General features: G+C 60.1%; 21 protein-coding genes. 5 read left to right on the forward strand and 16 right to left on the reverse strand.

Going from position 1 to position 23,293, the window contains the following annotated elements:
- Window positions 1-56: 56 nt before the first annotated feature.
- From glmU to mioC, 15 genes are all read right to left on the reverse strand, one after another.
- Window positions 57-1,418 carry a bifunctional UDP-N-acetylglucosamine diphosphorylase/glucosamine-1-phosphate N-acetyltransferase GlmU gene (gene glmU, locus KW821_RS19110; RefSeq protein WP_218292547.1) on the reverse strand — a complete coding sequence of 454 codons (1,362 nt, stop codon included), beginning with the start codon at window positions 1,416-1,418 and terminating at the stop codon, window positions 57-59.
- Window positions 1,419-1,511: 93 nt separating this feature from the next.
- Window positions 1,512-1,940, reverse strand: coding sequence for a F0F1 ATP synthase subunit epsilon (locus KW821_RS19115; RefSeq protein WP_042651592.1), 429 nt, complete (start codon window positions 1,938-1,940; stop codon window positions 1,512-1,514).
- An 18-nt stretch (window positions 1,941-1,958) separates the two neighbouring features.
- Window positions 1,959-3,347, reverse strand: coding sequence for a F0F1 ATP synthase subunit beta (gene atpD, locus KW821_RS19120; RefSeq protein WP_042651591.1), 1,389 nt, complete (start codon window positions 3,345-3,347; stop codon window positions 1,959-1,961).
- Window positions 3,348-3,380: 33 nt separating this feature from the next.
- Complete coding sequence (gene atpG, locus KW821_RS19125) at window positions 3,381-4,247, reverse strand: F0F1 ATP synthase subunit gamma (RefSeq protein ID WP_042651590.1); 867 nt, start codon at window positions 4,245-4,247, stop codon at window positions 3,381-3,383.
- Between the two features lie 42 nt (window positions 4,248-4,289).
- Window positions 4,290-5,831 (reverse strand): F0F1 ATP synthase subunit alpha, encoded by a 1,542-nt coding sequence (gene atpA / locus KW821_RS19130; protein WP_042651589.1) that lies wholly within the window; start codon window positions 5,829-5,831, stop codon window positions 4,290-4,292.
- Between the two features lie 15 nt (window positions 5,832-5,846).
- Window positions 5,847-6,380: a F0F1 ATP synthase subunit delta gene (atpH, locus tag KW821_RS19135; protein ID WP_042651588.1), complete on the reverse strand. Its 534-nt coding sequence runs from the start codon at window positions 6,378-6,380 to the stop codon at window positions 5,847-5,849.
- A 13-nt stretch (window positions 6,381-6,393) separates the two neighbouring features.
- Window positions 6,394-6,864 carry a F0F1 ATP synthase subunit B gene (atpF, locus tag KW821_RS19140; RefSeq protein WP_042651587.1) on the reverse strand — a complete coding sequence of 157 codons (471 nt, stop codon included), beginning with the start codon at window positions 6,862-6,864 and terminating at the stop codon, window positions 6,394-6,396.
- A gap of 54 nt (window positions 6,865-6,918) precedes the next feature.
- The gene (gene atpE, locus KW821_RS19145; RefSeq protein ID WP_005307205.1) at window positions 6,919-7,161 is read right to left on the reverse strand and encodes a F0F1 ATP synthase subunit C; all 243 of its coding nucleotides are present in this window, start codon (window positions 7,159-7,161) and stop codon (window positions 6,919-6,921) included.
- Between the two features lie 61 nt (window positions 7,162-7,222).
- Window positions 7,223-8,002, reverse strand: a complete 780-nt coding sequence (atpB, locus tag KW821_RS19150; protein ID WP_042651586.1) for a F0F1 ATP synthase subunit A — start codon at window positions 8,000-8,002, stop codon at window positions 7,223-7,225.
- Between the two features lie 8 nt (window positions 8,003-8,010).
- Entirely contained in the window at window positions 8,011-8,421 is a 411-nt protein-coding gene (locus KW821_RS19155) for an ATP synthase subunit I (protein WP_218292548.1), read from the reverse strand.
- A gap of 190 nt (window positions 8,422-8,611) precedes the next feature.
- Window positions 8,612-9,520, reverse strand: coding sequence for a ParB/RepB/Spo0J family partition protein (locus KW821_RS19160; RefSeq protein WP_218292549.1), 909 nt, complete (start codon window positions 9,518-9,520; stop codon window positions 8,612-8,614).
- Window positions 9,517-10,320 (reverse strand): ParA family protein, encoded by an 804-nt coding sequence (locus KW821_RS19165; protein ID WP_042651583.1) that lies wholly within the window; start codon window positions 10,318-10,320, stop codon window positions 9,517-9,519. The genes KW821_RS19160 and KW821_RS19165 overlap by 4 nt, the downstream gene beginning before the upstream one ends.
- Window positions 10,321-10,347: 27 nt before the next feature.
- Window positions 10,348-10,974 carry a 16S rRNA (guanine(527)-N(7))-methyltransferase RsmG gene (gene rsmG, locus KW821_RS19170; protein ID WP_042651582.1) on the reverse strand — a complete coding sequence of 209 codons (627 nt, stop codon included), beginning with the start codon at window positions 10,972-10,974 and terminating at the stop codon, window positions 10,348-10,350.
- Between the two features lie 8 nt (window positions 10,975-10,982).
- Window positions 10,983-12,872, reverse strand: coding sequence for a tRNA uridine-5-carboxymethylaminomethyl(34) synthesis enzyme MnmG (mnmG, locus tag KW821_RS19175; protein ID WP_042651581.1), 1,890 nt, complete (start codon window positions 12,870-12,872; stop codon window positions 10,983-10,985).
- A gap of 509 nt (window positions 12,873-13,381) precedes the next feature.
- Window positions 13,382-13,831 carry an FMN-binding protein MioC gene (gene mioC / locus KW821_RS19180; protein ID WP_218292550.1) on the reverse strand — a complete coding sequence of 150 codons (450 nt, stop codon included), beginning with the start codon at window positions 13,829-13,831 and terminating at the stop codon, window positions 13,382-13,384.
- Between the two features lie 383 nt (window positions 13,832-14,214).
- Here mioC and KW821_RS19185 point away from each other — a divergent pair, with 383 nt between their 5' ends.
- From KW821_RS19185 to fhuB, 5 genes are all read left to right on the forward strand, one after another.
- Window positions 14,215-16,326: a TonB-dependent siderophore receptor gene (locus KW821_RS19185; protein WP_218292551.1), complete on the forward strand. Its 2,112-nt coding sequence runs from the start codon at window positions 14,215-14,217 to the stop codon at window positions 16,324-16,326.
- A 61-nt stretch (window positions 16,327-16,387) separates the two neighbouring features.
- Window positions 16,388-18,034: a multidrug ABC transporter permease/ATP-binding protein gene (locus KW821_RS19190; protein WP_218292552.1), complete on the forward strand. Its 1,647-nt coding sequence runs from the start codon at window positions 16,388-16,390 to the stop codon at window positions 18,032-18,034.
- 47 nt (window positions 18,035-18,081) lie between these two features.
- Window positions 18,082-18,846 carry an ATP-binding cassette domain-containing protein gene (locus KW821_RS19195; protein WP_218292553.1) on the forward strand — a complete coding sequence of 255 codons (765 nt, stop codon included), beginning with the start codon at window positions 18,082-18,084 and terminating at the stop codon, window positions 18,844-18,846.
- Between the two features lie 12 nt (window positions 18,847-18,858).
- Entirely contained in the window at window positions 18,859-19,788 is a 930-nt protein-coding gene (locus KW821_RS19200) for an ABC transporter substrate-binding protein (protein ID WP_218292554.1), read from the forward strand.
- Window positions 19,785-21,767 (forward strand): Fe(3+)-hydroxamate ABC transporter permease FhuB, encoded by a 1,983-nt coding sequence (fhuB, locus tag KW821_RS19205; protein ID WP_218292555.1) that lies wholly within the window; start codon window positions 19,785-19,787, stop codon window positions 21,765-21,767. The genes KW821_RS19200 and fhuB overlap by 4 nt, the downstream gene beginning before the upstream one ends.
- Window positions 21,768-21,841: 74 nt before the next feature.
- Here fhuB and mnmE read toward each other — a convergent pair whose 3' ends face one another.
- Window positions 21,842-23,203 carry a tRNA uridine-5-carboxymethylaminomethyl(34) synthesis GTPase MnmE gene (gene mnmE, locus KW821_RS19210; protein ID WP_042651574.1) on the reverse strand — a complete coding sequence of 454 codons (1,362 nt, stop codon included), beginning with the start codon at window positions 23,201-23,203 and terminating at the stop codon, window positions 21,842-21,844.
- Window positions 23,204-23,293 lie beyond the last annotated feature (90 nt).

Below are 23,293 nucleotides of genomic sequence, written 5' to 3' on the forward strand. Positions count from 1 at the left end.
AAGCCAAAAACAAAACCGGCGCCCAGGGGCGCCGGTTTCATTTCATTGATCGGGAATCACTTCTTCTTCACCGGGCGGGCCCAGTGCTTGATGTGACGCTGGGGTACCCGGGTGATGACCAGCTCGTGCTCGGCCACGTCCTTGGTGATGGTGGAGCCCGCCCCCAGGGTCGCCCCCTTGCCGATGCGCACCGGCGCCACCAGCTGGGTGTCGGAGCCGACGAACACATCATCCTCGATGATGGTCTGGAACTTGTTCACCCCATCGTAATTACAAGTGATGGTGCCGGCCCCTATGTTCACCCTGGCACCGATCTCGGCATCCCCCAGATAGGTCAAGTGACCACACTTGGAGCCAACCCCGAGCCGGGACTTCTTCATCTCGACGAAGTTGCCGACGTGGGCGTCCTGCTCCAGCACGGCGCCGGGGCGCAGACGGGCGAAGGGGCCTACCGAACACTGATCGGCCACCAAGGCACCTTCGATCACGGAGTAGGGCTTCACCTCGCTGTGATCGCCGATCTCGCAATCCTTCAGCACGGCGCCGGCGCCGATGCGCACATGGTTGCCGAGCTTCACCTTGCCCTCGATGATGACGTTGACGTCGATCACCACCTCTTCACCAATCTCCAGCGTACCGCGCAGATCGAAGCGGGCCGGATCGATCAGGGTGACACCGGCGATCATCAACTTCTCGGCCTGCATCTTCTGATAGCTACGCTCGAGCGCCGCCAGCTGGACCCGGTTGTTGGCCCCCTCCACTTCCATGGCGCTGTCCGGGTGGACGGCGGCGATGGGGCAGCCATCCCCGTGGGCCATGGCGATCACGTCGGTGAGGTAGAACTCGCCCTGAGCATTCTTGTTGTCCAGACGGGACAGCCAGCCGCGCAGCTGCGCGCCCTTGGCCACCAGCACGCCGGTGTTCACCTCGCGGATGGCGAGCTGCTCGGTGTTGGCATCCTTCTGCTCGACGATGCCGACCACCTGGCCGTGGGCACGCACTATGCGGCCATAGCCGGTCGGGTTGTCCAGCACCACGGTCAGCAGCGCCATGCCGTCGTCAGCCTTGGCGGCCAGCAGCCGTTGCAGGGTCTCGGGCTGGATCAGCGGGGTGTCGCCGTACAGTACCAGCACGTCGTCTTCGTCCTGCCAGAACGGGATGGCCTGGGCGACCGCATGGCCGGTACCCAGCTGCTGCGCCTGCAGCACCCAGTTCAGGTCCGGGGCGGCGATCCGCTCCTTCAACAACTCGGCGCCGTGGCCGTAGACCAGGTGCAACTGCTCGGCACCGATCTGGCGAGCGGTCTCGATGACATGGGACACCATGGGCTTGTTGGCTACCGGGTGCAGCACCTTGGGCAGAACGGAACGCATACGAGTACCTTTACCCGCAGCCAGGATCACGACGTTGAGAGACATAGCTAGCCTTTGAAACATGAGGAAATACCCGGCGGAGTCTATCCAACGGATAAAAAAAAAGCGACCCGAAGGTCGCTTTTTACATCACCGTGATTAGCGGTAATTCTTTTTGACGATATCGATAACCCGCAACTGGGCCATCGCTTTGGCCAGCTCGGCAGATGCCTGAGCATAGTCGATATCACCATGAGAGCTGTTGATCCGCTCTTCGGCACGACGCTTGGCTTCCTGGGCTTTCGCCTCATCCAAGTCGTCGGCACGAATGGCGGTATCGGCCAGCACGGTCACGGCTTCGGGTTGTACTTCCAGCATGCCGCCGGAGATGTACAGCACCTCTTCGCTACCATTTTGCTTGATCAAGCGGACCAGGCCCGGCTTGATGGCAGTCAGCAACGGAGCATGACCGTGACGGAGACCCAGCTCACCCTCGGAGCCTGTTACCTGAGCGGATTGCACGCGACCGGAAAACAGTTTCCCTTCGGCGCTCACCACATCCAGGTGAAATGAGATCATCTCAGCCATGGGCCCTCCTATCGAGACTTACAGTTTCTTGGCTTTCTCGACGACTTCGTCGATGCTACCAACCATGTAAAACGCCTGCTCTGGCAGATCGTCGTACTCGCCTTTCAGGATGCCCTGGAAACCACGAATGGTCTCTTTCAGCGGCACGTACTTGCCGGAAGAACCGGTAAATACTTCGGCCACGAAGAACGGCTGGGACAGGAAACGCTCGATCTTACGGGCACGGGATACGGTCAGTTTGTCTTCTTCTGACAGTTCATCCATACCCAGGATGGCGATGATGTCCTTCAGCTCTTTGTAGCGCTGCAGCACGATCTGCACACCACGAGCGGTCTCGTAGTGCTCCTTGCCTACCACCAGCGGATCCAGCTGACGGGAGGTGGAGTCCAGCGGGTCAACGGCCGGGTAGATACCCAGTGCCGCGATCTGACGGGACAGAACGATGGTCGCATCCAGGTGGGCAAAGGTGGTCGCCGGAGACGGGTCGGTCAAGTCATCCGCAGGCACGTAAACGGCCTGGACTGAGGTGATGGAACCGGTCTTGGTGGAGGTGATACGTTCTTGCAGAACGCCCATCTCCTCGGCCAGGGTCGGCTGGTAACCTACTGCAGACGGCATACGGCCAAGCAGTGCGGAAACTTCGGTACCGGCCAGGGTATAACGGTAGATGTTGTCCACGAAGAACAACACGTCACGACCCTCGTCACGGAACTTCTCGGCCATGGTCAGACCGGTCAGCGCCACGCGCAGACGGTTTCCGGGCGGCTCGTTCATCTGACCGTACACCAGAGATACTTTGTCCAGTACGTTGGACTCCATCATCTCGTGGTAGAAGTCGTTACCCTCACGGGTACGCTCACCCACCCCGGCGAACACGGAATAACCGCTGTGTTCGATCGCGATGTTACGGATCAGCTCCATCATGTTGACGGTCTTGCCGACACCGGCACCACCGAACAGACCGACCTTACCACCCTTGGCGAACGGACAAACCAGGTCGATAACCTTGATGCCGGTCTCCAGCAGCTCGGCGCTGTTGGACTGATCTTCGTAGCTGGGGGCTTCGCGGTGGATGGACCAACGCTCTTCTTCGCCGATCGGACCCTTCTCGTCGATGGGCTCGCCCAGTACGTTCATGATACGACCCAGGGTCGAGGTACCAACCGGTACCTGGATGGCCTTGCCGCTGTTAACTACTTCCAACCCACGACGCAGACCGTCGGAGGAACCCATGGTGATGCAACGAACGACGCCGCCGCCGATCTGTTGCTGCACTTCCAGTACCAGACCCTGGCCTTGGCCTTCGCTGATGACCTTCAGTGCATCGTACACCTGGGGCACGGCATTCTGCGGGAACTCGATGTCCACTACAGCGCCGATGATTTGGACGATGAAACCGTTACTCATGTCAAATCCTCTAAATCTTTGATAACCCTTGCCTTACACCGCAGCAGCACCGGATACGATCTCTGTCAGTTCCTGGGTAATACTGGCCTGACGGGCCTTGTTGTACACCAGTTGCAGATCGTTAATCAGGTTACCGGCGTTGTCAGTCGCGGCTTGCATGGCAACCATTCGGGCTGCCTGTTCACTGGCCAAGTTTTCTACCACGCCCTGGTATACCTGGGATTCGACATAACGAATCAACAGGGTATCCAGCAGCTGCTTGGGATCCGGCTCATAGAGGTAATCCCAGTGGTTCTTCTTGTTCAGCTTGCTGTCTTCTGTTACGGGCAAAGGCAGCAGTTGATCGACTTTTGGTTGCTGAACCATGGTGTTGACGAACTTGTTGTACACCAGGTACAGCCTGTCAATCTCACCGTTGTCGTAAGCCTTCAGCATGACCTTGACTGAACCAATCAGGTCATTGACGCTCGGGTTGTCACCCAGTCCGGAGACATGGGCTTTCACCTTGGCGCCGTGCCGCTCAAAGAAGTTGGAGGCCTTGCTGCCGATCAGTGCCAGGTCAACCTTGGCACCTTTCGCGCTCCATTCCTTCATCTCATTGAGGGCGGCTTTGAACAGGTTGATGTTCAGGCCGCCACACAGGCCACGGTCGGTGGAGACGACGATGTAACCCACTCGCTTGACCTCACGTTCGATGAGGTAGGGGTGCTTGTATTCCAAGTTCCCCTGAGCGATATGGCCGATCACCTTGCGCATGGTTTCAGCGTACGGACGGCTGGCAGACATGCGTTCCTGCGCACGGCGCATCTTGCTGGCTGCCACCATTTCCATAGCGCTGGTGATCTTCTGAGTGTTCTTCACACTCCCGATCTTGTTACGTATCTCTTTTGCGCCGGCCATCTCTTCTCTCCATCAGGTGGCAGCTTGCGCTGCCACACACGCTTACCAGGTCTGGGTTGCCTTGAAGTCATCCAGCAACGCAGTCAGCTTGCCAACGATCGCGTCGTTGTAGTCGGCCTTGGCATTGATTTCAGCCATCAGCTCGGCATGCTGGGTATTGGCGTAAGAGAGCAGAGAGGCTTCGAAGTCGACGATCTTGCTCAGTTCGACATCGGCGAGGTAGCCCTTCTCGGCGGCGAACAGCACCAGAGACTGGTGAGCCACGCTCATCGGAGAGTACTGCTTCTGCTTCATCAGCTCGGTCACTTTCTGACCGTGGTCCAGCTGCTTGCGAGTCGCATCGTCCAGATCGGAAGAGAACTGGGCGAATGCCGCCAGCTCACGATACTGGGCCAGCGCGGTACGGATACCACCGGACAGCTTCTTGACGATCTTGGTCTGAGCGGCACCGCCCACACGGGATACGGAGATACCCGGGTCAACTGCCGGACGAATACCGGAGTTGAACAACTGAGTGGTCAGGAAGATCTGGCCATCGGTGATGGAGATCACGTTGGTCGGAACGAACGCAGACACGTCGCCGGCCTGGGTTTCGATGATCGGCAGCGCGGTCAGAGAACCGGTCTGGCCAGTCACGGCACCCTTGGTGAACTTCTCGACGTACTCGACGTTGACGCGGGAAGCACGCTCCAGCAGACGGGAGTGCAGATAGAACACGTCGCCCGGGTAGGCTTCGCGTCCTGGCGGACGGCGCAGCAGCAGGGAGATCTGGCGATAGGCTACGGCCTGCTTGGACAGGTCATCATAGATGATCAGCGCGTCTTCACCGCGGTCACGGAAGTACTCACCCATGGAGCAGCCGGCATAAGGAGCCAAGTACTGCAGGGCGGCAGCTTCGGAAGCAGAGGCAACCACCACTATGGTGTTGGCCAGTGCGCCGTGCTCTTCCAGCTTGCGCACCACGTTGGCGATGGTGGAGGCCTTCTGGCCAATCGCAACGTAGACACACTTAATGCCGGAGTCTTTCTGGTTGATGATGGTGTCGATCGCGATGGCGGTCTTACCTACCTGACGGTCACCGATGATCAGCTCACGCTGGCCACGACCGATAGGGATCATGGAATCGATGGCTTTCAGACCGGTCTGGACTGGCTGGTCAACAGACTTACGCTCGATAACGCCCGGGGCAATGACTTCGATCGGCGAGTAGCCGTCGTTGTCTACCGGACCCTTACCGTCGATCGGCTGACCCAGGGTGTTGACCACCCGGCCCAACAGACCACGACCGACCGGCACTTCCAGAATACGGCCGGTACCTTTGACTTTCATCCCTTCCGCCAGGTTGGCATAGGGACCCATTACTACGGCACCAACGGAGTCACGCTCCAGGTTCAATGCCAGAGCGAAGCGGTTGCCCGGCAGCTCGATCATCTCACCCTGCATGGCATCGGCCAGGCCGTGGATACGAATGATACCGTCGCTCACAGAGACGATGGTACCTTCGTTACGCGCTTCGCTTTTGACATCAAACTGCGCAATGCGCTGCTTGATCAGCTCGGCGATTTCAGTGGAATTCAGTTGCATGCTCTAATACCCCAATCAAGATTGCAGCGCATCGGCCATGCGATCCAGCTTACCGCGGACAGTGCCGTCGATAACCAGATCACCGGCCTTGATGAGCACCCCGGCCATCAAGGACGCATCTGTGCTGCAATTCAGCTTCACTTTGCGCGCGAGACGTTGTCCCAGAGAAGCCTGAATATTGGCTTTCTGCTGGTCGGTCAGTTCGATCGCCGAAATCACGTCAGCCTGAACTTCTTTGTCCAGTTCAGCCTTGAGCGCTACAAATTCAGCAACGACAGCCGGCAGCACACCCAAGCGACCATTCTCGGCCATCACCCGGATCAGGTTCTGACCATGCTCGTTGAGCTGCTCGCCGCAGACGCCCACAAACAGATTTGCGAGTTCTTCGGCAGCCATGGAGCCGTTAACCAGAACGTGGATGGTCTCGTTCTCTGCAACTTGTGCAGCGAAGCCGAGCATCTCCAGCCATTGGTCAACCGCCTTGTGCTCAACGGCAAACTCGAAAGCAGCCTTGGCGTAGGGGCGAGCGATAGTAGTCAGTTCAGACATAGCCCCGTTCCCGTTACAGTTCTGCTACCAGTTTGTCGACGATGTCGCTGTTGGCAGCCTGGTCGATTTGGCGTGCCAGGATCTTCTCTGCACCCGCGATGGCAAGAGCAGCAACCTGCTTGCGCAGTTCTTCTTTGGCACGATGACGTTCAGCTTCGATCTCTGCACGGCCCTGAGCCAGGATTTTTTCCCGCTCTGCTTGAGCGCCGACAGCGGCCTCATCAATGATCTGGGCCTTGCGTTTGTTGGCCTGATCGATGATTTCGGCAGCCTGGTGCTTGGCTTCTTTCAGCTGATCGGTGGCGTTGGCCTTGGCCAAATCCAGATCTTTCTTGGCACGCTCGGCAGAAGAGAGACCATCAGCAATTTCTTTCTGACGGGCTTCGATGGCAGCGATCAACGGCGGCCATACGTACTTCATGCAAAACACTACGAAGATGAAAAAAGCAATTGCTTGGCCGAGGAGGGTGGCGTTGATATTCACAGCCGATGTCCTCTTAAGTTAGTTAATGGGTTATGCCTGGAGAGTCGCAACGACTTAGCCAGCAACCGCAAACATCACATACAGACCCAGACCAACGGCAATCATCGGGATCGCATCTACCAGACCCATAACGATGAAGAACTGGGTACGCAGAACAGGGATCAGGTCAGGTTGACGAGCCGCACCTTCCAGGAACTTGCCACCCAGGATACCGATACCGATGGAGGCGCCGATAGCCGCCAGACCCATCATCATTGCAGCAGCGATGTACAGCAGGTCCATGTTCAAGTTTTCCATGAGGATCTCCATTTATTTAGATGTAATTGATTGTATAAAAAGGATTATTTGAGTTGCATCATCAATGGTCTTCTTGTGCCATCGACAGATAGACGATGGTCAGAACCATGAAGATAAACGCCTGCAAAGTGATGATCAGGATGTGGAAAATTGCCCAAGGCACGGACAGGATCCACTGTGACCACCAGGGTAACAAACCCGCAATAAGGATAAAGATCAGTTCGCCAGCATACATGTTGCCGAACAGTCGCAGACCCAAAGAAACAGGCTTGGAAATCAACGTGACGGTTTCAAGGATGAAGTTAACCGGGATGGCAGCGGGGTGATTGAAAGGCTGAAGCGTCAGCTCCTTCACGAATCCGCTGATACCCTTGACCTTGATACTGTAATACAGGATCAAGAAGAACACGCCCAAAGCCATGGACATGGTGATGTTAACGTCAGCAGAGGGAACCACACGCAGATAGGGAACACCCATCAACTGTGCAGCGTGAGGGATAAAGTCAACGGGGATCAGATCCATCAGGTTCATCAGGAAGATCCACACAAACACCGTCAGGCCCAAAGGTGCGATGACCTTGTTGCGACCATGAAAGATGTCTTTGACGTTACCATTCACAAACTCGACCAGCATCTCCACAAAGCACTGCAGCTTACCGGGTACACCGCTGGTAGCCTTGACGGCCACGCGGCGGAACAACCAGATAAACAGGGCGCCTAGCAAGACGGAAAATATCATAGAGTCGATATTCACCGTCCAGAACCCGGACCCGACTTGCAGGTGGGTCAGGTGGTGGGAGATATATCCCTGAGGAGTCAGGACTTCTCCGGTTGCAGACATGAGTTTTCCTAATAGTGGTTGTTAAGCGTGAATGAAACTATCCACTGTACAACGAGGGCGAGGATATAAGTGGCGAAGAACGAGACGGTGTCGACCTCGATCCCGGAGCCAAACATCAGGGCGAAAAGTCCTGTTGTAGTAATGAGCTTAATCCCTGCCCCACCATAAAAGTCCCGCAAAACCAGGCCCACACTCTCCTTCGTCACCTTGCGGCGCAGAACCCAGAGTGTGAACAGGGCTTGAGGAACCCAGTACATTCCGCCCCCATAGAGGGAGGAACGTCCGGCAAACGCTCCCGACTGATAAAACCAGACGGAACTGATCGCCAGGATCAGGATGAGCTGACAAACGAGCATAGCCAAGGCTAGCGTCAAACCTTCCAAGGCTATTTTCTGTTTCACCAACCTACCCCTGAACATTACAGAACTGTAAAAAATCGGGATCCGAAGACCCCAGGTTCACAGCTCTAAAAGCCGGTCAAATTATACCCGTGAAGACAGCTATTGCAACATGGCAAAAATCCTTAATTTTTGCGGCTTTCCGCGCGAAATTAAGGTTATGTTCATATCAAAAGGAATGAATGTTTTATTACTACAAAAAGCGTAAAAATCACGATTCTGACAGGCCAAAATAGCACAGTAAGCGGTCCAAATCCGCTAAGTTATCGTAACTTATTACTAACTTACCGCTATCCTGCTTGCCCGGTTGAAGTTGTACCTGATTGCCAATTTTTTCTGAAATCTGGCGCTCGATGTAACCGAATTGGGGATCGCGGACGGGTTCAACCTTGGTTTTTGCCGGATCCAGCGCTTTTTGCACCAGTTTCTCGGTATCTCGTACGGTCAGCCCCTTCTGGGCGACCAGCTTGGCCAGCTCGGATTGGGCCGGGCCGCTCAGGGCCAGCAGGGCACGGGCATGGCCCATGTCGAGGTCGCCGTGCTCGACGAACCGCTTCACGTCCTCGTTGAGCTGGTTGAGGCGCAGCAGGTTGGTGACCGTGGTGCGGGACTTGCCCACCGCCTCGGCCACCTGCTGGTGGGTCAGCTCGAATTCGGTCAGCAGCCGCTGCAAGGCGACCGCCTCTTCGATGGCGTTGAGATCTTCGCGCTGGATGTTCTCAATCAGCGCGATGGCCACCGCGGCCTCGTCGGGCACATCCTTGACGATGCAGGGCACCACCTCAAGCCGGGCCAGCTGGGAAGCGCGCCAGCGCCGCTCACCGGCGATGATCTCGAAACGGTTCTCGCCGATGGAGCGTACCACTATCGGCTGAATCACACCTTGCGCCCGGATCGAGTTGGCCAGGTCTTCCAGCGCATCCTGCGACATGTCCTTGCGCGGCTGGTACTTGCCGGACTGCAGCCACTCCAGCGGCAGCTTGCGCAGCTCGCCCTGGTTGGTGGGCGCCATGGCCTGCTCGGTACGCTGATCGCTCATCACCTGTTTCTGGCGGGCGGCCGTGCTGGTGCTAAGCAGGGCATCCAACCCCTTGCCCAGCCCACGTTTCTTCAGAGTCATATGCGCTCTCGGTCTGCGGTGATCGGCTGTGGTTCCTGCTCCTGACGACGCAGGATCTCGCCAGCCAGGGCCAGATAAGCCTTGGCCCCCACCGATGATTTGTCATAGTGCATGGCCGGGGCACCGAAGCTCGGGGCCTCCGCCAGTCTTACGTTGCGGGGGATGATGGTGCGATAGACCTTGTCCCCGAAGTGCTGTTTCAGCTGATCGGACACATCATTGGCCAGCCGGTTGCGGTGATCGAACATGGTGCGCAGCACCCCCTCGATCTTCAGCTCCGGGTTGACCACGGCCGCCAGCTTGCTGATGGTGTCGACCAGGGCGGTGAGCCCTTCCAGCGCGTAATACTCGCACTGCATGGGCACCAGCACGGAGTCGGCGGCGGCCATGGCGTTGACGGTCAGCATGTTGAGGGAAGGCGGGCAGTCGATGAAGACGTAGTCGTATTTGTCCCGCACCGAGGCCAGCGCATTGCGCAGGCGGAGCTCGCGGGCGAAGAATTCCATCAGACGGATTTCCGCCGCCGTCACGTCGGCATTGGCGGCGATGAGGTGATAGCCACCCGAGGTCTCGGTGATGATCACCTCGTTGATGGGGGCATCGTCGATCAGCAGTTCATAGGCGGTGCGTTCGACTTCGTACTTGTCGACACCGCTGCCCATGGTGGCATTGCCCTGCGGATCCAGATCGATCACCAGCACCTTGCGCCGGGTGGCGGCCATGGAGGCGGCCAGATTCACACAGGTGGTAGTTTTACCCACTCCACCCTTCTGGTTGGCTATGGCAATGACTTTTCCCACACTATCCCCTAAATGAATACGGCGGCCCTATTCGGGCTGGATGGCTTTAAACTCCAGCAGATGACGTTCACCTTCCAGCTCCGGCACCACCAGCTGATGGGTGGCGACCAGACGGATGCTGGCGGGCAACTGCGCCAGTTCCTGCTCGGGATATTGCCCCTTGAGTGCCAGGAAGCTGCCCTGAGGCGACGGCAGATGGTGACACCAAGTGAGCATGTCCTCCAGGGAGGCAAAGGCCCGGCTGAGTACCCCATCGAACCCCACTTCCGGTTGATACTCTTCAACCCGGGATTTGACGGGCGTCACATTGGTCAGTCCCAGCTCCTGGATCACCTGGCGGATGAAGTTGATCCGCTTGCCCAGGCTATCGAGCAGCACGAACTGCTTGTCCGGGTTGATGATGGCCAGCGGCAGGCCGGGCAGGCCGGGGCCGGTGCCCACATCGATGAAACGCTCACCGTGCAGGTGCGGGCTCACCACCAGGCTGTCGAGGATATGCTTGACCAGCATGGCGTCCGGATCTCGCACCGAGGTGAGATTGTAAGCCTTGTTCCACTTGTGCAGCAACTCGACCAAGTGTACCAACTGGCTCTTTTGATGGTCGGTGATAACAATACCGGCCTGCATGAGCAGGCCGTTCAATCTTTCCAGCATGGGGATCCTCAGGCGGTTTTACGCAGCAGGCCGTGTTTCTTCAGGTGAACCAGCAGGATGGAGATGGCCGCCGGGGTGATGCCGGAGATGCGGGAGGCCTGACCTATGGTCTGCGGCCTGGCATCGCTCAGCTTGGCGATCACCTCGTTGGAGAGACCATTCACGTCGCGGTAGTTCATGTCCAGCGGCAGCAGGGTGTTCTCGTTGCGCAGCTGCTTCTCCACCTCGTCGTGCTGACGCTCGATGTAGCCGGCGTACTTGATCTGGATCTCCACCTGATCCGCCGCCGCCGTATCTTCCAGCGCCGGGCCCACCCCTTCGATGGCCATCAGGGCATCGTAGGTCACCTCCGGCCGACGCAGCAGCTCTTCCAGGCTCTGCTCGCGGGTCAAGGGGGTGTTCACCAGGGCGTTGACCGCCTCCAGTGACGGGTGTTGCGGGTGGATCCAGGTCGAGCGCATGCGCTGACGCTCCAGCTCAACCTGCTCCATCTTGGCGTTGAACTTGCTCCAGCGCTCGTCATCCACCAGACCCAGCTCACGGCCGACGGCGGTCAGGCGCAGATCGGCGTTGTCTTCACGCAGCAGCAAGCGGTATTCGGCGCGGCTGGTGAACATGCGGTAGGGCTCGCGGGTCCCCAGGGTGGAGAGATCGTCCATCATCACGCCCATGTAGGCCTGATCCCGGCGGGGGTGCCAGGCTTCTTTGCCCTGGGCGCGCAGGCCGGCGTTCAAGCCGGCCATCAGCCCCTGGGCCGCCGCCTCTTCATAGCCCGTGGTGCCGTTGATCTGGCCGGCGAAGAACAGGTTGGCGATGCACTTGCTCTCCATGTTGGCCTTGAGATCCCGCGGATCGAAGAAGTCGTATTCGATGGCGTAGCCGGGACGGGTGATATGGGCATTCTCGAAGCCGCGGATCGAACGCACGATCTGCACCTGCACATCGAATGGCAGGCTGGTGGAGATCCCGTTCGGATAGAGTTCGTGGGTGGTCAGGCCTTCCGGCTCGACGAAGATCTGGTGCGCGGTCTTGTCCGCGAAACGGGTGATCTTGTCCTCGATCGACGGGCAGTAACGGGGGCCTATCCCCTCGATCACCCCGGCGTACATGGGGCTGCGATCCAGGTTATTGCGGATCACCTCGTGGGTCTGCTCGTTGGTGTGCGTGACGTAGCAGGGCACCTGGCGTGGGTGTTGGCTGGCATCGCCGATAAACGAAAAGACCGGGCGGGGATCGTCACCGTGCTGCTGCTGCATCACGGAGAAATCGACGGTGCGGGCATCGATGCGCGGCGGCGTGCCTGTCTTGAGACGATCGATGCGCAGCGGCAGCTCACGCAGCCGCTGGGCCAAGGCGATCGAGGGAGGATCCCCAGCGCGGCCGCCCTTGTAGTTTTCCATGCCGATGTGGATCAGGCCGTTCAGGAAGGTGCCGACGGTCAGCACCACCGTCTTGCCGCTGATGCGGATCCCGCTCTGGGTGACGACACCGGCGACACGATCCCCGTCCATGATCAGATCATCACAGGCCTGCTGGAAGATCTTCAGGTTGGGGTAGTTCTCCAGAGTCTGGCGAACCACGGCCTTGTAGAGCAGACGATCCGCCTGGGCGCGAGTGGCTCGTACCGCCGGTCCCTTGGAGGAGTTGAGGGTACGGAACTGGATCCCGCCAAGATCGATGGCACGGGCCATGATCCCGCCCAGGGCGTCGACTTCCTTGACCAGGTGTCCCTTGCCGATCCCGCCGATCGCCGGATTACAGGACATGTGCCCCAGCGTATCGATGTTGTGGGTCAGCAACAGGGTATTGAGACCCATGCGAGCGGCCGCTGTTGCTGCTTCGGTTCCTGCGTGACCGCCACCGACGACGATCACATCAAATTGTTCATGGTATTGCATTGGGGATCACCTTGATCTGCACGCCTGAAGATCTGTATTTGCCTGGGCTGAGGGGCGGATCATTCTATCCGTTTCGCATCCTGAGGGGAACGTCTACTTCAGGATCAGTATGGATGAAGGATCCGGTAATTAGATCTTAAGGATCTTTAGATCGATCTTTTATTGGATCTTTTATTAGGATCCGGGATTTCTGTTGATAAGCACTTTTTGATCATAAAGATCATCTGGTTAAAGACGATCCCAGCTTGTGGAAAAGCTTGGATCCTGGGACCGTGAACAGGGGGATAACCAGTGCTTTTATACACAGGCGGCTGGCGGACTGGATCTCATACATGGATAACTATAGGTTTTGCAGAGCTTTACACTGTAGTTATGCACATTACCCCCGAGTGTTGTGGGTAACAATGTAGAACAACTCGTTCGGATCAATCTGTTAATAACCTGGTGGATAGGGATCTGGGGATAAACGGGGAGATCAAGGCTTTTCTGCCGGATCTCCCAGGCCCTGATCAGGCGATCATCTTCATCCAGTCCCGGATCCAGGCTTCGGCGGCATCTTCCGGGATCTCGTGCTGGGTGACATCGATGTCGAGACGATCCCCGATCCGGCTGGCGCCACACTCGGCCAGCAGCTGATCCAGCGTCCTGCCACCCTGGCAGAAGGTGTCATAACTGCTGTCACCGAGCGCGATCACGCCATATTTCAAGGCATTAAGATCCGGATGCTGGTCGGTAAGATCCTTGACGAAGGGCTGCAGGTTATCGGGAACATCACCTGCGCCATGGGTGGAGGTGACCACCAGCAGGATGGCATCAGGCTCTGCCAGCACCTCGGCGAGGCTGGCCGGGTTGTGGATCTTGGGCTGATGACCCGCCTGTTCCAGCAGGCTGGCGACATGATCTGCGACATATTCGGCGGCGCCCAGCATGGAGCCGACGATGAGATTGAGTTTGGCCATGGAATGGATCCTGAAAGAATGCGGAGAGTGCAGAACCGGATTCTACCGCCAAAGGATGTGGATAAATATGGATAAAGCTTGGGGATAAAGGATCCTTCCGGCTTTTTCATGCAGAGGCGGGTTTCACCGCTATTTTTGATCCTTCCCAGAATCCCGCCATCTGGCTCAATGCATGAATGAGTCCTTCTGCTCAAAATCCCGCCTCATTGATACGTTAAGTAACAATGCAGATGCAAATGATTAGCAATTAATGAATCGATTCGATCATGGCTCCTGTAGTAGCATGACGCTGCTTTATTCGCCTAAGGAACCGGGCTAACCGGCAGGATTGGGCGGTCATAATAAGAAACCAAAATAACTTATTGATATTTGAGACATTTAATATGATTGCGCAAGATAACAACTCAACTGCAACTATGCGGAAGAAGGGTGTTCAGCACCTGCTGCCGCTCTCCTGTTTACTAGCCAGTCTGCCGGTTCTGGCAGCGGAACAAGCCGATAAGGAATTACCCAAGGCCAGCGAGACCATGGTGGTGACAGGTACCGCCATGAAGATCGAAGTGCCGATGGCCGAGACGCCCCGTGCCGTCTCGGTGGTCAATCGCGAGGAGCTGGATCAGCACGCCGTGCTTCAGCTCGATGAGTCCGTGCGCTACCGCTCCGGCGTGCTCACCGGCCTGTATGGCTCGGACAACAACACCGACTGGTTCAAGATCCGTGGCTTCGATGCCGCCTCCTACCTGGATGGCAACCGCCAGTTCAGCACCGGCTACTATGTGTGGACGCCGGAGCCCTTCGGCCTGGAAAGCGTGGAAGTGCTGAAGGGACCGGCCTCCATCCTCTACGGCGAGGCCCCTCCCGGCGGCGTGATCAACTCCATCAGCAAGCGTCCGACCGCGACCCCGCAAGGATTGGTCAATCTGCAGCTGGGCAACCGGGATCTGCGCCAGGTCGGCGTCGACTTCTCCGACGAGCTGACCGACAACAGCCGCTATCGCATGGTTGCACTCTATAAAGAGCGTGACGGCGTGCTGGATGGCACCTATAACGAGCGCTCCTATCTGGCGCCAAGCGTCACCCTGGATATCTCGGATCGCACCAGCCTCACCCTGCTGGCCAGCTTCCTGCACGACGAAGGGGTGCCGACCAACGGCTTCTTCCCCGTCTATGGCACCCTCAACACCGAGGGCGGCCAGATCGATCCCAGCACCAACCTGAGTCAGCCGGATTACGATCGCAACCGCAACACCCAGATCTCCACCGGTTACGAGCTGGCCCACCAGTTCAACCAGACCTGGGAGTTCAAGCAGAACGTCCGCTTCAATTACAACGATCTGCTGCTGCGCCAGACCTACATCTTCCCGACCTACGAAGGCACCACCGCCTACCGTGGTCTGGTCTACCGCGATGGCGACACCAAGAGCGCCACCATGGACAACCAGCTGGTGGGTTACTGGAACACGGATCGCACCGAGCAGACTCTGCTGCTGGGGATCGATCTGCAGCGTCACGTGAACGAAGGGGTCGAGGCCGACAACTACGCCATGGGATCCATCGATACCATGAACCCGGATTACGGCAACTTCCCTGGCTTCGATGAGTCCACCGCCACCTATCAGAAGAACACCAAGGGCCAGAGCGGCCTCTATGCCCAGCACCAGATCCGTTGGGACGATCGCTGGTTGCTGACCGCCGGCGGCCGCTTCGACTATGTGGAGACCCACAACATCAGCGAAGCGGCCAGCAAGAACGAGAAGCAGTACGATGACAACCTCTCGCTCTCCGGCAGCCTGATGTACCTGGCCGACAACGGCCTCTCCCCTTACTTCGCCTATGCAGAGTCGTTCGAGGTGCTGCCGGGGATCGATCCCAACACCAAGAACTCCTACAAGCCGCTCGAGGGCAAGCTGTACGAGACCGGCATCAAGTACGCGCCGAGTTTCCTCGATGGCTACATCAACCTGGCGCTGTTCGATCTGGAGCAGACCAACTCCCTGGTCTCCACCGGTTCCGGCCAGCAGACTCAGGCAGGCAAGGTCAAGTCTCAAGGCGTAGAGGTTGAGGGGAGCGTGCAAGCCACAGAGGCACTGCGCCTGACCGCGGCTTATACCTACACCGATGCCAAGACCAACGACACCGGCAACGGTGATCGCCAGGCCAGCCTGATCCCGCGCCACCAGGCCTCCTTCTGGGGCAACTATAAGGTGCAGCAGGGTCCGGTCTCCGGGCTGGAAGTCGGCACCGGGGTGCGCTATATCGGCTCCAGCGTCGGCATAGGTGCGGTGGATGCCAACTACAACCCCATTTATGGTTCGGCAGAGGTGCCGGCCCAGACGGTGTGGGATGCGATGATCGGGTATGACTTTGCCAAGAACTGGCGGGCCCAGATCAACGTCAACAACCTGCTGGACGACACCTATGTGGCGAGCTGTGATTACTACTGCTACTACGGTGAACCGCGCAGCATAGTCGGATCTGTCAACTACCGCTGGTAAGATACAGGCCGGGCGGGGGCCTCAAGCTCCCGCCCTCCTTCTTTTTGTACACAGGCCTGTCATGGAACTCTTGTCACTGGTTTACCGCCAATATCGTTGGCCCTTCATCGCCATTACCCTGCTCAGCCTGCTCAGTGCGGTGAGCGGGATAGGCGTCATCGCCTTCATCAACCACTCTCTCATCGAATCCGTAGGGGATCCGCTGTCGGTGCTCGGCCAGCTGATCGGCCTCATTCTGCTGTTGCTGGTGATCACACTCGGCTCTCAATTGGCCCTGACCACGCTCGGTCATCATTTTGTCTATCGCCTGCGTGGCCGTCTGCTCAAGCAGCTGCTGGACACCGATGTCGCCCGCATTCGCCAGATAGGGCAGGGGCCGTTGCTGGCCTCCCTCTCCAGCGACATCGGCCAGATCACCATCGCCTTCGTGCGCCTGCCGGAGCTGGTGCAGGGGCTGGTGCTCACCATCGGCTCTGCACTCTACCTTGGCTGGTTGTCACCAGCCCTGCTCGGAGTCACCGCACTCTGGGTCACCTTCACCATGGTGGTGGGCTGGCTGCTGGTCAACCGGGTCTATCGCCACCTGTCCCACATGCGCCAGGCCGAAGACAAGCTCTATCAGAACTACCAGGCCATCATCGCCGGCAGCAAGGAGCTGGCGCTCAATCGCGAGCGGGCGCACTTCATCTATCACCGGCTCTATGAGCAGAACGCGCAGGACTATCGTCGCCACATCATCAGTGCCGACACCTATCACCTGAGCGCGGTGAACTGGTCGAACATCATGATGCTGGGGGCCATCGGCCTGGTGTTCTTCCTGGCCAACGGGCTGGGTTGGGCCAACACCAACGTGGCGGCCACTTTCGCCCTGACCCTGCTGTTCCTCCGTACCCCCTTGTTGCAAGGGATAGGAGCGCTGCCGACCCTGATCTCCGCCCAGGTGGCATTCGACAAGATAGCGAGCCTGACCCTGGCCGAGCCGGATCCCGCCTTCCCGCTGCCACCCGCACCCCAGGCCTGGCAACGCATCCAGCTGGAGCAAGTGAGCTTTCACTATCAGGGGGAGGGCGGCTTCGCAGTGGGGCCCATCAGCCTCACCATAGAGAAGGGGGAGCAGATCTTCATCATCGGCGGCAATGGCTCCGGCAAGTCGACCCTGGCCATGCTGCTGACCGGGCTCTATCAGCCGGTCTCGGGCCGGATCCTGCTGGATGGTGAGCCGATCACCGATCGCAACGCCTACCTGGCGCTGTTCTCCGCCATCTTCACCGATTACCACCTGTTCCAGCATCTGCTGGGGCCAGAGCCGAAAGAGGCGCTGATCGCCGAGTGGCTGGAGCGGCTGCAGATGGGCAGCAAGCTCGTCATCGAGGACGATTTCATCGCCAACATCGAGCTCTCCCAGGGGCAGCGCAAGCGGGTCGCCCTGCTGCTGGCACTGGCCGAGCAGCGCGAGGTGATGCTGTTTGACGAGTGGGCGGCGGATCAGGATCCCCAGTTCCGCCGCATCTTCTACCAGGTGTTGCTGCCGCGCCTGAAAGAGATGGGCAAGACGGTGATCGCCATCAGCCATGACGATCTCTATTTCTCCCAGGCCGATCGCCTGCTGGAGATGCGCCAGGGCCAGCTCACCGAGCTGACCGGCGCGCGCCGTGAGCAGGTCAGCCAGGATGCCGTCGCCCATCTGGATAATGAAGTGCCGGTCTGACACCGGCACTGACAGGACTGGCACCAAGGCCAGCACAGGAACAGATCATGTTTGAGATGAAAGCCGCCAGCTTCACGATAAGCGACCGTAAGCTGCTGCAACCCACCAGCCTGCGCTTCGAGCAGGGCCAGGTCTATGGCCTCATCGGCCACAACGGCTCCGGTAAATCCACCCTGCTCAAGCTGCTGGCGCGCCAGCAACCCCTGAGCGATGGCGAGATCCTGTTCGACGACAAGCCGCTGTCAGAGTGGGGCAACCGGGACTTCGCCCGTCAGGTGGCTTATCTGCCACAGCACCTGCCGAGTGCCGAGAACCTGCTCGGCCGGGAGCTGGTGGAGATGGGGCGCTACCCCTGGCGCGGTCTGCTGGGGCGTATGCAGGAGGCCGATCACCGTCAGGTCGACAAGGCCATCGCCCTCACCCATACCGAACGCTTCGCCGACAGGCTGGTGGATACCCTGTCCGGTGGCGAGCGGGGCCGGGTCTGGCTGGCCATGCTGCTGGCCCAGGAGAGTCGCTTCATCCTGCTGGATGAGCCGCTGGCCGCGCTGGATGTGGCCCACCAGGTGGAGGTGCTGACCCTGGTGCAGCAGTTGAGTCGTCAGCTCAACCTCGGGGTCATCATCGTCATCCATGACATCAACATGGCGTCCCGCTTCTGCGATCGGCTGGTGGCGCTGCACAGCGGCCGCCTGCTGACCCACGGCGAACCGGAGCAGATCATGACCAGCGAGACGCTGCACGCCATCTACGGCATCCCCATGGCCGTGATGCGCCATCCGGATCACGCCCACAATATCGCCATCATCTAGTCGGGGATATCGATGCGTTTACTGAAAAAAACGGGCTGGCTCTGCTGTCTGCTGGCTCCGCTGCTGTTGCAGGCCAAACCGGCAACTACCGAGCAGGGAGTGCAATCAATCCCCCGCATCGCGACCGTCGACTGGACGGTGGCTGAAACCCTGCTGGCCCTCGGCATCACGCCGCTGGCCATGGGGGATGTGGACTCCTATCGCGCCTGGGTGGGGGAGCCAGAGCTCCCCGCCGAGGTGGTGGACATAGGCCTGCGGATGCAACCCAATCGCGAGCTGCTGGCGGAGCTCAAACCCGATCTGATCCTCATCTCGCCGCTGATGGCATCGCTGGAACCCACCCTGTCCCGTATTGCCCCGGTACAATCCATCGCCCTCTATGAACCCGATACCGATCTGTGGCAGCGGCTGCACGAGGTGACCCTGACCATAGCCGCCCTGGTGGGCAAGAGTGCCGAGGCCGAGCACCAGCTCGCCGCGCTGGACAGGGATCTGGCGCAGCTGAAGGCACGGCTGCCCGCGGATCTGCCGCCGCTGCTGCTGGTGCAGTTCATCGACGAGCGCCATGTGCGGGTGTTTGGCCGCCACAGCCTGTTCGAGGCGGTGATGGGGCGGCTGGGGCTGCGCAACGCCTGGCAGGGGGAGACCAATGCCTGGGGCTTCTCCGTGGTCAGTCTGGAGCAGTTCCTGGCCCTGCCTGAAGCACGGCTGGTGGTGGTCGATCCCATCCCGGTGGGGGTGAGCGAGCGGCTGCAGGAGCCTGGGCTCTGGCAGCATCTGCCGTTGGTGAAGCAGGGCAAGGTGCTGCACCTGCCCGCCGTCTGGAGTTTCGGCGGTCTGCTGGCCGCCCGCCGCTTCGCCGAGCTGCTGAGCGAGGCCCTGCAGGAGGACGCGGCCTCCGATCTGGCAACCCATGTGTCCGCCGAGGGGGCCACCCAATGAATCAAATCCTTCCCGTCTCCCTGCTGCGCCCCGGTCTCGTCCTGCTGCTGTTGACCCTGTCGCTGGCCGGCTGGGATCTGGCTCATCAACTGCCGCAGGCGCTCTGGTGGCAGACCCTGTTCTCGCCGCAGCTGGATGATGTCCGCCAGGCGGTGATCCACTTCAGCTGGCTGCCCAGGCTGGCCATCTGCCTGCTGGCTGGCGCTGCCCTCGGCCTGGCTGGCACCCTGATGCAGCAGGTGCTGCGCAATCCGCTTGCCTCGCCGACGACCCTGGGGGTCGCCTCCGGCGCCCAGCTGGCGCTGATGATGGTGACCCTGTTTGCCCCGAGCTGGTTGCTGATCGGGCGCGAGTGGATCGCCATGCTAGGGGGCAGCCTCGCCATGGGGCTGGTGTTTGCCCTGGCCTGGCGTCGTCAGCTCAACCCTGTGGTCATCGTATTCGCGGGCCTGGTGATCAACCTCTACCTGGCGGCCATCAGCCTGGGGCTGCTGCTGTTCTTCCAGGAGGAGCTGAAAGGCCTGCTGGTGTGGGGCAGTGGCTCATTGGCCCAGACCAGCTGGAGTGGCGTCGGCTACCTGCTGCCACGGTTGCTGGTGGCCGGTGTGCTGGCGGCGCTGCTGGCTCGCCCCTTGGCGGTGCTGGAGCTGGATGACGCCAGCGCTCGCAGCCTGGGGGTCTCCCTCAAGCACCTGCGCTTCGCCGGCCTCGGCCTCGCGGTCTTCATCACCGCCTGTGTGGTGAGCGTGGTGGGGCTGATCGGCTTCATCGGGCTGGCGGCCCCTGTGATGGTGCGGATGCTGGGGGTGAGGCGGCTAGGTTTGCGCCTGCTGTGGGCCCCGGTGCTGGGTGCCCTGCTGCTGGCGGCCACCGATCTGCTGCTGCAATCCCTGACCCGCTTCTGGCCCGTGTTGATCCCGACCGGCGCAATGACGGCCCTGCTGGGGGCACCGCTGCTGCTCTGGCTGATCCCGCGCCTCAGCTTCAAGTCGACGACCCCGAAAGCGGCTGTCGGGCTGGTGGTGGCGCGGCATCCGGCGCCGGCGCGTTTCATCGGTATTTTGGTGGCCGGGCTGGTGGTCGCCATGCTGGCCTCCCTGCTGTTTGGCCAGGGGATGAACGGCTGGGGTTGGCCGAGCTGGCTGAGGTGGCAGGCCCAGCTGGAGTGGCGCCTGCCGCGTACCCTGGCGGCCGCTGCTGCCGGTGTGCTGCTGGCGCTGGCGGGCACCCTGTTGCAGCGGGTCAGCAACAATCCCATGGCGAGCCCCGAGTTGCTGGGGGTGAGTGGTGGCACCTTCATGGGAGTGATCGTCATGGCCCTGCTGCTGCCCGCCCTGCCGCTGCCCCTGATGTTGCTGGGGGGCCTGCTGGGAGCCTTCGCCTGCTTGCTGCTGCTGGTGCTGATCAACCGCAAAAATGGCTTCCAGCCGGAGCGGATCCTGCTGTCCGGCATCGCCATCACGGCGCTGTTCGAGCCGCTGCAGGCCATCGCCCTGGCCAACGGCGACATGCGGGTGCAGCAGCTGCTCGCCTGGATGTCCGGCTCCACCTATTACGTCACCCAGCCGGTGGCCAGTGCGTTGGCCCTGCTGGCGCTGTTGATGCTGGCGGTCTGTCTGCTGGTGAGCCGCTGGCTCGATCTGATGCCGATGGGACCGGCGGTGGCGACGGCGCTGGGGGTTCGCCTCAGCCGTGCCCAGCTCGTCATACTGCTGCTGGTGGCCGTGCTCACCGCCAGCGCGACCATGGTGATAGGGCCACTCTCCTTCGCCGGCCTGCTGGCACCCCACATGGCCAAGCTGATGGGGCTGGTGCGGGCCCGCTGGCATCTGCTCGGTGCGGCGGGTTGTGGCGCCCTGCTGATGGTGTCGGCCGACTGGATCGGCCAGCAGATCCTGTTCCCGCAGGAGCTGCCGGTCGGGCTGGTCTCCACCTTGTTAGGGGGCGCTTACTTCATGTGGTGCCTGCGCCGCCTCTAGGGTCCTGAATAAAAAACGCACAATAAAAAGCCCGGGACCATGCCCGGGCTTTTTTGTGGGTGGCAGATGTCGGCTTACTTGCCGATGCAGAAGCTGGAGAATATGCGGCCCAGCAGATCGTCCGAGCTGAACTCGCCGGTGATCTCGGACAGGGACTCCTGCGCCAGGCGCAGCTCCTCGGCCACCAGCTCGCCAGCCACATAGACTTCAAGCTGCTCCTTGGCCACCAGCAGCCGATCGGCGGCACGCTCCAGTGCATCCAGGTGGCGACGGCGGGCCATGAAGCCCCCCTCGGTGTTGCCCTGAAAGCCCATGCAGGCCTTCAGGTGCTCGCGCAGGGCGGGCAGCCCCAGCTCTGTCTTGGCGGAGATGCGATAGACCGCGTGGCCCAGCTCACTGCGAGGAGCCAGATCCTCGCCGGTCAGATCGGCCTTGTTGCGTACCACGGTGAGACCGATGTTTTTTGGCAGGCGATCGACAAATTCCGGCCAGATCTCCCGCGGGTCTATCGCATCCGTGGTGGTGCCATCCACCATGAACAGCACCCGATCGGCCTGCTCAATCTCGGCCCAGGCGCGCTCGATGCCGATCTGCTCCACCTTGTCCTGGGTGTCGCGCAGGCCGGCGGTGTCGATGATGTGCAGCGGCATGCCATCCAGGTGGATGTGCTCGCGCAGCACGTCGCGGGTGGTGCCGGCGATCTCGGTGACTATGGCGGACTCACGCCCGGCCAGGGCGTTGAGCAGGCTCGACTTGCCGGCGTTGGGACGGCCGGCGATCACCACCTTCATGCCTTCCCGCAGCAGGGCGCCCTGCTTGGCCTCTCCGCGCACGTCGTCCAGCTCGGCCATGATGCCGTACAGATCCCCCGCCACCTTGCCGTCGGATAGGAAATCGATCTCCTCGTCCGGGAAGTCGATGGCGGCCTCCACATAGATGCGCAGCCGGGTCAGGCTCTCCACCAGTTGCTGGATCTTGCCGGAGAACTGGCCCTGCAGGGAGTGCATGGCGCTGCGGGCGGCCTGCTCGCTGGAGGCCTCGATCAGATCGGCGATGGCCTCGGCCTGGGCCAGGTCCAGCTTGTCGTTGAGGAAGGCGCGTTCGCTGAACTCGCCGGGACGGGCGGGGCGGAGGCCTTCAATTTGCAGGATTCGGCGGATCAGCATGTCCAGGATGACGGGGCCGCCGTGACCCTGCAGCTCCAGCACGTCCTCGCCGGTGAAGCTGTTGGGGGCCTTGAACAGCAGGGCTATGCCCTGGTCCAGCGGCTGGCCCTGCTCATCCTTGAACGGCAGATATTCGGCATAACGCACCCTGGGCAGTCGACCGAGTACGATTTCGGCGACTCGTTCGGCGGCGGGGCCTGAGACGCGGACTATGCCGACGCCACCCCGGCCGGGGGCGGTGGCCTGGGCCACGATCGTATCTGTTGTCATCTTGCTTGGCTCATCTGTTCGGTAATAGGGTCGGTCATTGCGGACATTGTAATAAAAAAGGCGGCCCGAAGGCCGCCTCTTTTGTCATCA

This window comes from Aeromonas sp. sif2416, from assembly GCF_019218665.1.
GTDB lineage: Bacteria > Pseudomonadota > Gammaproteobacteria > Enterobacterales > Aeromonadaceae > Aeromonas > Aeromonas encheleia.